Genomic DNA, 12,171 nt, shown 5'->3' with positions numbered 1-12,171 from the left:
GAGGCCGGTGCGGCGTGACGGCATGCGACGGCACACGAGTTGTGTGCCGCCAGTGGCGGGGGAGCGGCCGGCGGCGGGGCGGCGCAGGTACGCGACCGACCCGAAGCGGGCTGGGCGGCAGGAGAAGCTCGTCAGTGCCTCAGGCCGGGACCTTCAATCGGTGATCCGAGAGGCAGAGAGCCCGGTCCGCGCTGCTCAGCGCGGACCGGGCTCTCATGGTGCGGGGAGGTAGGTCAGGGCGGGGTGTCGTCGTAGGCGAGGTGAGCCAGGAGGAGAACCTCGGGGCGGCCGAGGAGGTCGTCGGGGTCTGCGTGGGTCCGGTACAGGGAGAGTGCCGCCTCGGCGAGGATGAGCAGCTCTGTGCGGCAGAAGACTTCGTCGATGTCCGGGGCGCCGGGAAGGCCGTTGTCGAGGGCGTCCATGCTGGTCGCGAGGCGCTCCAGCAGCAGCGCCACTTCGGGCGTCACGCCCTGCTGGGGAAGCGGGTGGGCCTGTTTGAGGGTGAGGCAGGCGCGGGCCAGTGTCACCAGGTCGGAGTCCGTGAGATCGCCGCGGGCGACCGGCACGAGTGAGGATCCGGAGAGGCCGAGCAGCCGCCACAGCCCGTCCGGCGCCCGGCCGTTGGTGGTCGGCTCGGCCTGACCCGGGTTTTCCTCGGCGGGGGTGGCGACGAAGCGCAGCCAGAACCGGCCGTCGCCGGAGTGCATGTCCAGAGTGTCGGGATGGGTACTGCTGACGCGGCCCGGGGGCTGGGCACGCAGGAGTCGGCGGGCGGCCAGGAGGACGTCCAGGCCGAGCAGTTCCCGGTGGTCGGGGTCGGCGGGCTGGGTCCAGCCGGTGTCGGTGCGGACGTGGACGGTGTAGTCGGCGTCGGGGTCGATCAGCTGGCGGGCGGTGGCGTAGGCGCGGTCGGGGGTCATGCTGCGGTCTCCTCGGCGCCGGGGCGGTGCTCGTGTTCGCCGCTGTTGTTCACCTTGACGAGCAGCAGGCCAGCCTCGTCGCGCTGGTCCTCGATGTGGATGTAGGGGACGTCGGTGGCGGGGCCCCACTGGGCGCACTGGCGGATGAGCATGCTGACGCCGAAGACCTGGATCTCGTAGACGTCGCTGGGTGTGTTGTCCTCGGGGGAGGCGTTGACCACGGTGATCGACGCGTCGCGGACACGGTGGAGTTGGGGGTCGGCCATGGCAGTTTCCGGGGGTGTCGGCGTGGGGGAGTAGGTGGCGGGGTCGAGTGCGAGGAGGGCATCGGCGATGGCCGAGGACAGGTGGGAGGGGACGAGGTTGGAGGTCTGCAGCAGCGCGAGCTGGTCGTGCGGGGTGGGCGCGTTCTCGATCGCGTCGAGGACCTCCTGGTCTTCGACGTCGTCGCACGCCCACTGCCGGGCTTCGGCGAGGAGGGCTTCGTAGAGGGAGCCGGCTGCGTCTTGGGGATTCATGGGGATCCTTGGGTCGGGGTGCCAGGCCCTGCGGGGCCCGGCACCGGAAGGGGGTGGTGTGGTCAGGGCTGGAGCTTCTCGGCGATCAGTTCGTTGATGACCTGGTCGAGTGGGGGGAGGGCGGCGTGCTGCCTCTCCATGTCCTGGAGGCGGGCGCGTTCGCGCTCCACGTATGTGGGGTCGGTGGGGGAGCCGTCGGGTTCGCAGCGCATCAAGTGCTTGCCGATCCAGTAGGCGGAGAACGTCGGCTCGGTGTGGCCGTTGAAGGCGACGCGGCCGTCGATGTGGCTGGTGACAGTCCAGACATGAACCTGGCGTGCGCCGAGGATGTGGTGGCGCCACAGCTCGCTGCGGTCGGCGTAGGTGGCGCCGATCTCGGGGAGGGGCTTCGGGCGGCGGGCAGGCTTGGAGTTGTTCACGGAAGCGGCCTTCGCGGTGGGTGGCTCAGGGCTGGTCGGGGAGGAAGTGGACGAGGCGGAGGGGGGTCAGCGGCCCGCGTTCGTTGAAGGCGTCGACGCAGTCGGAACAGGTGGCCAGGCGGGGGTCGGCCGCAATGGGCTGGGGGGTCTCGGAGTCGCACAGGGGCCAGGCCCTGGTGATCAGGGCAAGCGCTTCGGTGAGGGGGCCCGGCTTCCAGGTGGAGGGGTCGGTCGAGGCCGCGATGCACGCCTCCGTGGTGGGGACGGGCGGGGCGTTGCGGACGGCGTCGGCGAGCCGGAGGAGGAGGGTGAGCACCTTGTCGCGGTTGCCGTAGAGGGCGATGCCGTCGCTGCTGTCGTAGACGGCGGCGACGATCTCGCCGGGTTCGACGAGCGCGTCGTCGGAGGCGAAGCCGGGGTAGAGCAGGACCGGTGTGGCGTCGGCGGAGACCCATTCGAATTCGGTGTTGTCGAGCATGAGGGAGCCCTTCGGTTGCGGGTGCTGAGGGAGAGAACCGGGCGGCCGTGGGGGCAAGGCGGCCCGGTGGCGGGGAGGTTCAGGAGGCGTCGGGCTCGAAGTGCTCGACGGTGTCGTCGACCCACGCGTCGTCGTCGCGGGCGAATTCCTCGTACGCGCGCTGCACGGCGCGACGATGTGCGTCGACGTCGAACTCGCACGCCCAGTTCGCGCCCTGGGCGAACGCGGGCCGGGTGAGGGCGTCGATGGCGGCCTGGTCCCCGTCGGCGACCTGGTGGGAAGCGGTGATGCTGAGGGTGGCGCGGTCCTTGGACCAGCAGCCGATCAGCAGAGTGGACACGGCGGGTTCGCTCTCTGCGGCCCCAGGGGCCCGGCGGTTGCTCGCCGGGCCCCGGCGGGCGGCGGGGTTCAGGGGGCCAGGACGACGCGGATGTGCTCGCCATAGCTCGGCTCCGACCACTTGGTGAGGGAGTCGAGCGCGGCGGCGATGTCCTCGAAGCGGGCGCGGTCGCGGAAGCCGTCGGTGCTCGCTTCGGTCATGCCGCCGTACATCTCGGTTACCTCGGCGCCGCGCCAGCCGGGCCCGCCCCAGTAGTCGAAGACCACGGCGTCGGGCATCGGGGCATCGGGGGCGTAGTGCTTGAGGAGCGCGCGGCGCAGCCTGGTCCACCGGCGCTCGGTGTACATGCACGGGTGGACGTCGCCGACTGGCTTGCCCTTGCGGCCCCAGCCGCAGCCCTGGCAGTAGCGCCGGCCCCGGTCGTTGTATTCGGGGCAGGCCGGGTTCCCGCAGCGCCACAGGTAGCCGGCCTGGCGGGCGAGTTCGTGGATGAGCTGCGTCTGGATCTCGTCGGCCTCGGCGACGAGCCGGGCTATGACGGTGTGGACGACTTCGGCTTCGGACATGGGAGTTCTCCGGAAGGGGGCATGGGAGGTGCAGTGCAGCTCCAAGCGGTGTGCGTTGGAGGGGAAGCAGCGCCCTCAACACGGACAAGATTACATATCGAAACGCGAATAAGCAACAGCGGTCGTAAGTTCGTGCAGCTCTCCCACCCTCGGGGGAAGCAGGCCACCGCCCACGCCGGACCGCCGCTCCTCACGCCTCACGCGGGCGATGGGCCGGGGCCCCGGAATGATCATCCCGCGCGGGAGAGCGCGGACTAGCCGGTGGAGCGGATCCTCAGCCGACGCCGTCCGCTGCGCACCGCGCACCGGACGGGGACATCAGCCGCCGCCGGTGGTCAGGAGAGGGGGACGACCCCGAGGTGGACGGTCCGGCCGCACGGGAGACATCCCTGCCCGTCCAGTCCGCTGTCGGTGCGCCGGGTCCGGATCCGCTCCAGCCCTGCGCCGGCGGCAGCGGCGACCCCCTCCATGTCGTCACTGCTCGTGGCTGTCGCCAGCAGCCGGACCGTGAAACCCTGGCCGTCGTCCTCCACCCACAACTGCGCCCCCGGCAACCGCTCCTGGTCCAGTGCGGCCGTCCACGGGACCAGTGTCCGCAGCAGTTCGGCCGCTGCCTCCGCCGACGTCAGCCGTCCCCCTGGTACGGCGCCGCGCACCGGTGTGTCCACGGCGGCCACCAGGACCAGCTCCTCCTCCAGGTCCACCGTCAGCACACCGTCACGGTGGGCCGAGAGGCCGGCCGCCTCGCCGCACGCTGCTGCCAGCCGCGCCATGCTTGCCGAGGCGGCCGGCCCGCTCGCGCACACTTCCGCCTGCACGTCCGCCTCGCTCATGCACAGCCGGACCGGCTCCAGCGGCCCGCAGGCATCCAGCAGGCGGGCAACCGCTTCCACACAGCGGGCCATGGAGAGTGACATGGCCGCCATTCTCGCCCCGGTGAGGCCGAGGAGTCATGTGTCCGACCAAAGGGTGGCTCCATCTTTGTGGCGGTCACCGGGATTCGGACAACTACGAGGCGCTCTCAGTAGGGGCAGTGCCGTACACGTGCCAGTCCCACAGGTCCCGGGCGCTGTTCAGGCTGGGGCACCAGGTGACCTTGCGGCCGTCGCGGCAGATCTCGCCGGCCCCCGGCGCACACCGGCACACCACGCGGAACTGCCCGGCGCGCGAGGACACGACCGCCTGCACGATCCGGCCCCGGTGCGTGCCGTGGGCGACCACCAGCCGGACGGCCGCGGTCAGCTGCTCCGGCGTGACCACCTCCAGCCGGTCGACCGCGTCCATCGTGCGCCAGACCCTGCCGTCGGGCAGCGTGTACGACTTCACCGCCACCCACTGGCCCAGCCGGAACACGGCGCCGACCACTGCGGCACGCTCCTGCTCGGGGTAGGACTGCATCACCAGGTCGCCCCGCCGCACGTGGGGAGCATCAGCCAGACGCTGCAGCGCGCTCAGCGCGGCCTGCGCGCTCACCCGGTTTTCGAGCCGCGCGGACTCCACGGTCCACACACCAGGACCGGGCCCGGGCTCCATCAGCTCCCATTCGCCCGGCCAGCCTTCCACGGCCACGATCTCACCGGACTGCAACACCTCGTCTCCGGACGCGGTGTCCGGGGCCTGGGCGGCCCCGGTCTTCGCCGACAACGCCATCTCTTCTCTGCTTCCTTCCATCAGCGATCACACGAATCGGCCACCAGGCCGTGGGTTAGCGGGGTGCGGGACCGGCGGCCACCCTCGGGCGGCCGCCGCGCGGCTGGACAGGCGGGTGCCGAGGGCCGGGTCAGTCCTGGCCCTTCGCTGCCTCGGCGGTGAGCTCCTTGTGTACGCGCAGCGCTGCGGTCGCGTACTCCACGGGCGACGGACTGCCGCCCTGCACGCCCGTGATCGCCGCCAGGAAACGGGCGTAGACGAGCTGGTCGGCGTCGTCGACGACGTCCTCGATCAGGGTGAAGGCGCTCGTCGCGAAGCGCCTCAGTGCCAGCGGACGCGCCTTGCGGCCGGCCGCGCCCGGCCTGTTGTCGCGCTCGACCACGCAGTCGGCGTGTGTCGCGCCCACGGCGACCACACGCAGCATCCGCTCGCGATCGACCATGTCGGGGGCCATGTCCTGCCACAGCTGCCCGGCCCGGACGGGGCCGACGGCGGACAAGACGGGCGCGGTGATGCTCATGGTGAACTCCTGGCTGGTGGCGAAGGGGTGATGCCGGGCAGCGGGCATGCGCCCGGCGACGACGAGAAGAGGTTCAGGCCGAGGTGCCCGGGGCGGGCGTCTTCAGAATGCGGAGGTTCTCCGCGTGGATCTCGGCGCACAACCGGCTGATGAGCACCCACAGCGGCATGGACAGACCGTCGAGCTGGTCATGAAGCAGCCGGGCGGCTTCGTGCATGCCGTGCTGTGCGCGGGCGATGTCGATCGTGTCCACGCCGCGCGCCGCCCGCTCCAGCGACCGGCCGGCGCCGAGGATGTGGTCGTGGGCATCGCGGCTGACCGTCTCCAGCCGCAGCGGGTGCCCCGGGGTGAACAGGGACGGCGGGGCCGGGGCCGGGTCGAAGGCGGCCGGGCGGCCCGCGGTGTAGCGGCTCGCCCACAGCTCCACCATGTAGACCACGACGGCCTGCCAAGCGGCCTCGTCGTGCTCGCCGGTGCGCTCCTGGAAGGTCGTGACGGCCCGGCGGGCGAGGATCTCAGCGCGCTCCAGCGCGGCGTTGCGACCGAGGCGGAAGTCCTCCAGCGCCTTGGCGGCCTCGATCACGTTCACGTGGGCCGAGCGGGCGTGATCGTTGAGACCTCGTCGCATCAGGATGTCGCCGGCCTCCACGGTGATCCGCGACCCGGGCGCGGCAGGCTCCCCGGGCTCAGGGGGCAGAACGTGCCGAGAGGGAAAGGCCATGGCTGTCGTACTCCTCAGGTGTCATGCCCGACAGGAACGGGGCTCCCAGCTCGGACGGGGGTGGGCTCGGTGTGTGACGGCCCTGTGTGGGGGCGCGCCCGCCATCCGGCGGCGGCCCTCTCAACAAGCCATCAACTTACATCTTGAAACAATAACAAGCAACAACCATAATGCACATTGAAATGTGAACAGAACTTGCCATCGCCGACCGGTGGGAGTACGTTAGATTCGCGTTAGATTCTGTTTTTGAGGGTGGAGGTGGAAGTGGACCCGGCAACCGACCCGGTAACGGCGGTGCTCGCACGGATCCCGGTCGACGGCCCGGTGCCGCCGCTGCCGGACCCGGCCGCACGCGTCAGGCTCCGCGAGGAGTTCGGCTGGACCGTGACGCAGATGGGCAAGGCGACCAGCGTGCGCCGCGAGACGGTGTGGACCTGGGAATCGGATCCACCCCGCACGCCGCGTGGGGAGAAGGGGCAGCTCTACGCCCGGCTCCTCGCCTACTTCGCCGACGAGCTCGCTCGCGCCGCAGCAACGAGCGGCGCCACCGCTCCGGTGCCCGTGCCCGATGCCGCGCCTCCGCCGCAGCCGGCCGCCGCGGAGGAGGCGCAGCCTCCCCTGTTCGACTACGACATCGAGGACCCGCCCGAACTCGCCTGGCCGGACACCGACCAGAGCCCCGCCCTCGACAACGCGGCGGCGCAGGCCGAGTACCCCGAGTACGACGCGCCCGGCTCCGGGACTTACCTGCCCGAGGACGTCACCCGCCCCTGTGTCCGCTGCGGCAAGCCGACGTCATGCCTCGTCGCAGGCCAGCCCCGCCACATCTACCTCCAGGCCATGGCCGCCATGGGCGTGCCCCGCTGCGGCACGCAGCCCACCGCCCCGGCCGCGCCCGTCCCGCCGACCGCAACCGAGCCGTCCGCGTCCGAGCCCGCAGCCGTGCCTTCGGCCGTCGCACCGGCTCCCGCCCCCTCGGCGGACGCCGCACCACCGGACGCCGCACCTCCGGTCGCGCTCCCGGCTGCTGCTCCCGCGTCTCCCGTTCGTCCGCCGGCCGTGCCGCGCCGCCACGGCGCCGCCACCAGTTCGGCCTCCCGCCGCAAGACGGCGAAGAAGCCGGCCGTGAAGGCGGTGGCCCCCGAGCACGCCGACGGTCCGCTGGCCGTCCTCGACATCACCGACGGCGCCCTGACCGCACACCTTGTCGACGGCCGCACCATGCCGTGCCCAGCCAAGACGCTCCAGGCTCTGGCCGCCTGGGCGCTGGACAAGAAGAAAATCCGCCTGGGAGCAGCCAAGCTCCACGACAACGGGTTCCACCAGGACCCGCTGATCATCCTCACCGAAGGGGCCGTGGCCCACTTCGGCCTGCCCACCAACCTCGCGGACCAGGAGGACCTGCGCCTGCCGGCCGACGACAAGATCGTCAAGAACATCACGAAGGCAGGCTGGGAACTCACCAAGTCCGGCTTCGGCCCCTGGGCCAGAATCTTCAAGCGCCTCGACGGAAAGCGCCACTGCGTCCAGCTCGCCCTCGTGCCCTGGGGCGCGCTGGAGACCCGCGCCTGGGGCAAGGCCGGTGACCTGCCCGCCGGTGAACTCGCCAGGATGCTCGGCACGTACGCCCGCCTGGTCATCATTCCCCGCGGCACCCTCGCGGTCACCGGCGAACAGCTCATGACCTCGCTGCGCCCGCCCACCAAGGCAGAGTGGAGCGAGAAGGAGAACAAGTACGTCTCGGCGAAGGTGCCCCACACCCTTCACACCGTCGTCGACCCCGCCCCGTGCGAGGCCCCCGACGAACACCCCGTCGTCGTCGCTGACTACCCCGAGGAAGGCTCCCGGCCCGCCAGCGAGGCCCTCGACGAGGAAGCCTGCATCTGGGTCCGCCCCGCCGAACTCATCACCGACGACGAACGGGCCCGCACCCACGTCGCCGCCCTCGACGTGCAGGTGGCCTTCCTCGCCGCCTGCCGGCGCCTCCACGTCGGCACCGGCCCGGCCATCCACTACCCCCGCAACCCGTCCTTCGACCCCGAGCTGCCCGGCTCCTGGTTCCTGGACCTCTCCCACATCGAGACCGACCCGCGCCTGCCCAGCCCCTTCACCTCCAGCGGCGAGCGCCCCGAGGGACCCGGCTGGTACGCCACGCCCACCGTCGCCTACGCCGTCGAACTCGGCGCCGACGTCCGCCCGATGGAGGCATGGGTCCGTGAGACCCACAGCCCCTACCTCCAGCCCTGGTACGACACCCTCCGCGACGCCTATCTGACCGTGATGGCCGACCTCGGTGTCACCGCGGACCTCGACGACGAAGCCTTCCTCGCGGCGATGGCCCTCTACAAGGACGGCGACCCGCTCCTGGTGACGCTGGCGAACGCCATCAAGGCCACCGCCAAGTCCGGGATCGGCAAGCTGCGCCAGCGCCCCAACCTCGGCCTCGACCACGTCTTCGGCGACCCGTGGCCGGCCCTGAGGCGGCTGACGTGGCGGCCCGACATCCGCGCCATGATCCTTTCGAAGGCGCGGACCAACATGCACCGCAAGATGCAGAGCCTCACCATCGCGGGGCGGTACCCGCTCGCCGTCAACAACGACTGCGTCGTCTACGCGATCGACGGCCTGTCGCCGCTGCCGGTCCTGCTCGGCCCCGACGGCGAGGCGATCCGCGGCGGCTTCCGCCTCGGCGTCAACCCGGGCTCCGTCAAGCACCAGGGGAGCCAGACCATCGGCTGGGCGCTGGACCTGCTCGCCGACGGAGTGAACATTGCCAACGAAATCAAGGACGCCTCGCTCGTCCGCGTGGCCTGAACCGTAGGGAAGCTGACTGACCGTGGGACTGATCGAAGACCGCCTGGAAGAGGCCGCCGAGACCGCCTACTCCCAGCCGATCCCCAAGACGCTCGGCGCGCGGATCCGCTTTCTGCTCAAGCAGGAGAAGGGCGTCAGCCGCGCCGAGGCCGCCCGCGCGGTCGCCGAGAAGATCGGCAAATCCCAGCGCACCGTCGAGCGCTACCGTGACGACGAGATCAAGGCCGCGAAGCCCGAGACCGCCGCCCTCATCGAAGCCACGGTCAAGCAGCTCTGGCAGCCGATCGTCAAGGCGAAGAAGCTCCAGGCCGCCGTCACCACCGGCGGCATCAAAGTGGATGTAAGAGGGAAATTCGGGTTCAAGTCCCCCAAGGGCACCACCAACGACCCCCGCTACCGCCGCCTCACCCGCCGCCTGGACGCCGCCACCGCCGCAGCCCTCTTCGAAGCCAAAGAGGCCGGCGCCTCGGAGGAAGACCTTGCCCAGATCGTCGCCGACGGGCTGCGTGACGACTACTTCACCGACGGCGGCTCGCGGGCCACCTCTCTTCAGTCGGTCGCACTGACCGGCATCGACCACATCAAATTCAGTATCTGACCCGCCGCCCGCACCCGGCTGAGAGGACCGGCCACCCCGTGACCGCGACCACCACCGCCCCACCGCCCAGGATCAGGCTGCGCCCGCACCAGTCCAAGGCCGTCCACGCCGCGCACACCGCGCTGCGCCTGACCGCCCGGACCTCCGTCGTGATGGCCTGCGGCACCGGCAAGACGTACGTCGCCGCGCGCACCGCCGCCCGTGTCGCCCCCCAGGGCACCCGGCTGGTGCTGCTGCCCACCCTGGAGCTCCTCGCCCAGACCATCGACGACTGGCGCACCGCCGGCATGAGCGGCCCGGTTCTCGCCCTGTGCTCCAAGCGCCCCAACACCGCGGGCGAGCCCGTCGCGTTCACCACCGACCCGGCCGCCCTGGCCGCCACCGTCCACCAGAATCCCGGCCTGACGGTTTTCGCCACCTACCACTCCCTGCACCGCGTCCAGTACGCCCACACCCACTTCGCTCTCCCCACCTGGTCGCTGGTGGCGGTTGACGAAGCCCACCGCACCAGTGGTGACCTGGGAAAACGCTGGGCCGCCGTCCATGACGACGAACTGATCCCCGCGCACAAGCGGCTCTACCTCACCGCCACCCCGAGGATCTGGTCGGCCGGCGAGCCCGGTGACGACGAGGACGACTCGCTCGTCGCGTCCATGGATAACCCGGCTCTCTACGGCGACACCTGCTTTCGCCTCCCGCTCGCCGAGGCCATCGACGAAGACCTCCTGGCCGACTACCGGGTCGTCGTCATGGAGGTGAACGAGGCCACCATCCGCACCCGGCTCGGGATCTCCGACAAGGCCACCGAAGCCGAACTGCGCCAGGCCGCCCTCCAGATCGCCGTCCTGCGCGCCATGGCCGAGCTCGACCTGCGCCGCGTCGTCTCCTTCCACCACCGCGTGGCCGACGCCCACGCCTTCGCCGACACCCTCCGCGAGACCGCCGCCCTCCTCTACGCGCTCGACGAGACCGGAACCGGCTGCCCCGACCCCGGTGAACTGTGGGCGGCCGGCCTCGACGGCAACCAGGACCCTGCCTACCGCCGCGAGCTCCTGGACCGCTTCGACGGCCGCCCGGGCGCATTCCTCGCGCCGGCCCTCCGCACGGTGATCGCGAACGCTCGCCTTCTCGGCGAGGGCGTCAACATCCCCAGCATCGACACCGTGGTCTTCGCCGATCCCAAGGAGTCGATCGTCGACACCGTCCAGGCGGTCGGCCGCGCCCTTCGACAAAAGCCCGGCCAGGGCAAGAAGGCCACCTTGATCGTCCCCGTCTACGTCGCCCCCGGCGAAGACGCCGACGACCTCATGGGCTCCAACCTGTACCGCCCGCTCTGGCGCGTCCTCCAGGCCCTGCGTGCACACGACGACCGCATCGCCGACCGTCTCGCCGTCCCCCAACAACCCTCCTACCCGCAGCCGGAGGACGAGCAGGACGACGCGAGCGTGCCCGTCGACGTCGTCTTCGACCGGCCCTTCCCCGCCGACACCATCGCCCAGGCGTTCCGGCTTCGCGTCCTCCACCCCCGCGAAGCGTCCTTCCGGCGCGGCCTGGAAGCCGCCACCGCCTACCGGCAGGCCCACGGGCACCTCGACGTCCCCCGGCTCTACGACGACGCAGGCGGCTTCGCGCTGGGCCGCTGGATCAACCGGGCACGCAAGGCGTACGCGGCCGGCACCCTCAAGCCCTCCCAGATCAAGTCCCTGGAACACCTCGGCATGATCTGGAACCTCCAGACCCAGGCCGCCGAACGCGGACTCCTCCACGCCCGCAGCTGGGCCGCCCGCCGCGGCCATCTCGCCGTTCCCAGCGACGAGATGATCGGCGACTACGCCTTCGGCCGCTGGCTCACCAACCGCCGAGCCGCCGCCCGCACCCGCGCGGACAACGGACTCGAACCCGACCCCACCGACACCGCGCTCGCGGAGATCGACCCGTACTGGAACCCGCCGTGGCCGATCACCTGGCAGCGCCTCTACTACACCGCCCGCACCTACGCCGAAGCCAGCATCACCCTCGATGACCTCCCCGCCGACTTCATCACCGACGACGACGAGCCCCTCGGTGAATGGGTCGCGGCGCAGAGCACCGAATACAGCACACTCCATCCCGAGCAGCTCCGGCTCGTGAGCGAACTGGGCATCACCCTGATCGAACCCGACGAGGAGCCGCCGCAGCCCACCGGCCGAGCCGCCCGCCAGCAGCGGCAGCTGAACCAGGGCCTGGCGGCCGTCGCCGCCTTCCGGGACCGCGAAGGCCACGTCCTCATCCATCAGCGCGACACCGTCACCGTCGACGGCGAGGAGTTCAAGGTCGGCCAGTGGCTCAAGAACCTCCGCCGACGTTGGGACAGCCTGCCGCCCGAACACGTTCAGGCCGTCACGGCCGCGGGCCTCACCCGCCACCCACAGACACCTGAGGCCGCGGTCAGCGGCTGAACGCCGCCGCGCCCCGTCGAAGGCCGGGCTTCGCCGGCGGAAGAGGAGCCCGCAGCACGAGAAGGACGCACTCACACCCTGCGACCTGTGCGGGGCCGCCTACCCGATTACCCGAACGAGTGAATGCCTGGTGATCGGTGCACAGGCTCTCCCATCCCCTCCACGCTGATCACGGGTGCGTGAAGGCCG

At 71.2% G+C, this 12,171-nt stretch carries 13 protein-coding genes; 3 read left to right on the top strand and 10 right to left on the bottom strand.

Going from position 1 to position 12,171, the window contains the following annotated elements; genetic code table 11:
• Positions 1-233 precede the first annotated feature (233 nt).
• The 10 genes from ACF07B_RS28480 to ACF07B_RS28435 form a co-directional block, all read right to left on the bottom strand.
• A complete protein-coding gene (locus ACF07B_RS28480; protein WP_392181045.1) occupies positions 234-920 on the bottom strand; it encodes a hypothetical protein in 687 nt (228 codons plus the stop codon).
• Entirely contained in the window at positions 917-1,438 is a 522-nt protein-coding gene (locus ACF07B_RS28475) for a hypothetical protein (protein WP_392181044.1), read from the bottom strand. Before ACF07B_RS28475 ends, ACF07B_RS28480 begins: the two co-directional genes overlap by 4 nt.
• A 62-nt stretch (positions 1,439-1,500) precedes the next feature.
• A complete protein-coding gene (locus ACF07B_RS28470; RefSeq protein WP_392181043.1) occupies positions 1,501-1,857 on the bottom strand; it encodes a hypothetical protein in 357 nt (118 codons plus the stop codon).
• Between the two features lie 25 nt (positions 1,858-1,882).
• On the bottom strand, positions 1,883-2,335 hold the full coding sequence (locus ACF07B_RS28465; RefSeq protein WP_392181042.1) for a hypothetical protein: 453 nt from the start codon (positions 2,333-2,335) through the stop codon (positions 1,883-1,885).
• 79 nt (positions 2,336-2,414) lie between these two features.
• Complete coding sequence (locus ACF07B_RS28460; RefSeq protein WP_358829806.1) at positions 2,415-2,675, bottom strand: hypothetical protein; 261 nt, start codon at positions 2,673-2,675, stop codon at positions 2,415-2,417.
• Positions 2,676-2,743: 68 nt separating this feature from the next.
• On the bottom strand, positions 2,744-3,241 hold the full coding sequence (locus ACF07B_RS28455; RefSeq protein ID WP_392181041.1) for a hypothetical protein: 498 nt from the start codon (positions 3,239-3,241) through the stop codon (positions 2,744-2,746).
• A 335-nt stretch (positions 3,242-3,576) separates the two neighbouring features.
• Positions 3,577-4,158: a hypothetical protein gene (locus ACF07B_RS28450; RefSeq protein ID WP_392181040.1), complete on the bottom strand. Its 582-nt coding sequence runs from the start codon at positions 4,156-4,158 to the stop codon at positions 3,577-3,579.
• Between the two features lie 91 nt (positions 4,159-4,249).
• Positions 4,250-4,891 (bottom strand): hypothetical protein, encoded by a 642-nt coding sequence (locus ACF07B_RS28445; protein ID WP_392181039.1) that lies wholly within the window; start codon positions 4,889-4,891, stop codon positions 4,250-4,252.
• Positions 4,892-5,021: 130 nt separating this feature from the next.
• The gene (locus ACF07B_RS28440; RefSeq protein ID WP_392181038.1) at positions 5,022-5,411 is read right to left on the bottom strand and encodes a DUF6354 family protein; all 390 of its coding nucleotides are present in this window, start codon (positions 5,409-5,411) and stop codon (positions 5,022-5,024) included.
• 73 nt (positions 5,412-5,484) lie between these two features.
• Positions 5,485-6,132 (bottom strand): hypothetical protein, encoded by a 648-nt coding sequence (locus tag ACF07B_RS28435; protein WP_392181037.1) that lies wholly within the window; start codon positions 6,130-6,132, stop codon positions 5,485-5,487.
• A gap of 264 nt (positions 6,133-6,396) precedes the next feature.
• On the opposite strand from ACF07B_RS28435, the gene tap reads away from it, so the two are divergent.
• Genes tap through ACF07B_RS28420 form a run of 3 tightly spaced genes read left to right on the top strand, consistent with a single transcriptional unit; the run spans position 6,397 to position 11,982 of the window.
• Complete coding sequence (tap, locus tag ACF07B_RS28430) at positions 6,397-8,946, top strand: telomere-associated protein Tap (RefSeq protein ID WP_392181036.1); 2,550 nt, start codon at positions 6,397-6,399, stop codon at positions 8,944-8,946.
• A gap of 22 nt (positions 8,947-8,968) precedes the next feature.
• Positions 8,969-9,544 carry a telomere-protecting terminal protein Tpg gene (gene tpg / locus ACF07B_RS28425; RefSeq protein ID WP_212728853.1) on the top strand — a complete coding sequence of 192 codons (576 nt, stop codon included), beginning with the start codon at positions 8,969-8,971 and terminating at the stop codon, positions 9,542-9,544.
• Positions 9,545-9,582: 38 nt separating this feature from the next.
• The gene (locus ACF07B_RS28420; protein WP_392181035.1) at positions 9,583-11,982 is read left to right on the top strand and encodes a Helicase associated domain protein; all 2,400 of its coding nucleotides are present in this window, start codon (positions 9,583-9,585) and stop codon (positions 11,980-11,982) included.
• Positions 11,983-12,171: the final 189 nt, after the last annotated feature.

Source organism: Streptomyces sp. NPDC015532, from assembly GCF_043078065.1.
Taxonomy (GTDB): domain Bacteria; phylum Actinomycetota; class Actinomycetes; order Streptomycetales; family Streptomycetaceae; genus Streptomyces.
This window is presented reverse-complemented; position numbering and strand designations above follow the sequence as displayed.